This window comes from Parasynechococcus sp., assembly GCF_042954245.1.
Lineage (GTDB): Bacteria > Cyanobacteriota > Cyanobacteriia > PCC-6307 > Cyanobiaceae > Parasynechococcus.
Window position 1 is genome coordinate 1 of record NZ_JBGKDP010000095.1, and the last position, 1,903, is coordinate 1,903.

At 56.3% G+C, this 1,903-nt stretch carries 1 protein-coding gene; it reads left to right on the plus strand.

Translation table 11 applies throughout. The features are described 5' to 3' along the window. Nucleotides 1-10: 10 nt before the first annotated feature. Nucleotides 11-1,903 (plus strand): outer membrane protein assembly factor (locus ACGVJ8_RS04500; protein WP_392345811.1); only part of this gene is annotated, 1,893 nt, incomplete at its 3' end.

The following is a 1,903-nucleotide window of genomic DNA, read 5'->3' on the forward strand; positions in this document are numbered from 1 at the left end:
CTGTGTCTCGATGACCCGCCGTTCGTCCCGCCGCTCCTCGGTTGCCGTTCGTCGCATGGTTTTGGGTCTGATGCTGGGGATCCCCTTGGTTGCTCCACCAGTGATGGCGCAGGAGACCACGCCTGCGAACCAACCCGTTGAGGGGGAAGAGGTTGTGGTGGAAGACACCGTGGTGGAACAGCCCTGGGTGCTGATTTCTGAGGTGCTGATTGAGGGCATCGAGGGCCACCCGGAGGAGGAACGTCTTCAGATCTCCACCTACGACGCCATGCAGGTGCGTCCGGGGATGCGTGTTACCCGTGAGGAGTTGCAGAACGATCTGAATAGCATTCAGGCCACGGGCTGGTTCTCTGATGTTCGGATCGTTCCCCAGAACGGACCGCTCGGGGTTCAAGTGGTTGTTCAGGTGGAACCCTTCCCTCCGCTGAGTGCTGTGGAGATCAGCGGCGACGATGAGAATCTCCTCTCGGATGAGGTGATTGAGGAGACGTTTGTCTCCGATTACGGCTTTACTCTGAACCTTAATGATCTGCAGCAGCAGATGAAGGCCCTGCAGGCCTCCATGGCTAATCAGGGCTATTCCCTTGCGCGGGTGTCCGGGCCAGAACGGGTCAGCCCTGATGGTGTGGTCACGCTGAAGTTGCTCCAGGGCAGTGTGGCTGGCGTTGAGGTCAAATTCCTCACCCAAGATGGTGACGACACCGATGAGAACGGCAATCCCATTCGCGGTAAATCCAAGGAATGGGTGGTCACCAGGGAGGTTTCGATCCAACCCGGTGATCCATTCAATCGCAATCAGCTGGAGCGGGACATCAAACGGCTGTACGGCACCCAGCTGTTCAGTGATGTGAAGGTGACGTTGCGGCCAGTGCCCGAGCAGCCCGGCGATGTTGTGATTGTTCTCGGCATCGTTGAGCAGTCCACCGGACAGCTCTCCGGTGGTCTTGGCTACAGCCAGAGTCAGGGGGTGTTCGGTCAGGTGCAGTTGCAGGAAACCAATTTTCTCGGCAGAGTTTGGAATATTGGTACGAACATCACTTATGGCCAGTACGGCGGACTGGCCAACCTTAATTTTTCGGATCCCTGGATTTATGGTGATAAGCACCGCACCAGCTTCCGCACCTCGGTGTTCCTGAGCCAGCAGGTGCCTCAGGTCTTCCAAAGCGAAGACAACGGCAACATCCGCACAGCAAAGAACTACGCCGATAACGGCTCAAGTTCCGCTTACGAAATAGGCCGTGTTTACGATTTCACGGGCGGTGCTGCCGCTCCTGATGATGTCAGGTTGGCTGAAGCCGCTTATCCGAACCGTAGTTGGTTCGATTACGAGGGCGACACGATCGTGTTGCGCAAAACCGGTGGCAACTTTTCCTTCGCTCGCCCTTTAAACGGAGGTGATCCGTACAAGGACAGCAAGTGGAATGTGCTCGCTGGTATGTCCTTCTCTGAAGTGAAGCCAGTCAATTTTGTAGGTAGCACCAGGCCCTATGGCGTCTCCACCAAAAAGCGGAAGGCTGGAAATGGCGAGGTCGACAAAGATGAAGTTATTTGCATTGCCTATAACTGCGCCGAAAGCAACACCCTGATCGGTGCGCGTTTCGCTACCACTTACAGCACTCTCAACGACTCCCGCAATCCCACCAGCGGCAACTTCTTCTCGGCGGGAACTGAGCAATTCGTAGGAATTAACAGCGATTCGCCCACCTTTAACCGTTTGCGGGCCAGCTACATCCAGTTTTTCCCTGTGGACTGGCTCAAGCTTCATAAGGGTTGTCGTCCAAAGCCCGGTGACGAGGCCGATTGCCCACAGGCCATCGGTGTGCAGCTCAAGGGAGGAGCGATTATGGGTGAAGCGCCCCCGTACGAGGCGTTCTGCATGGGTGGATCCAACTCAATTCGGGGT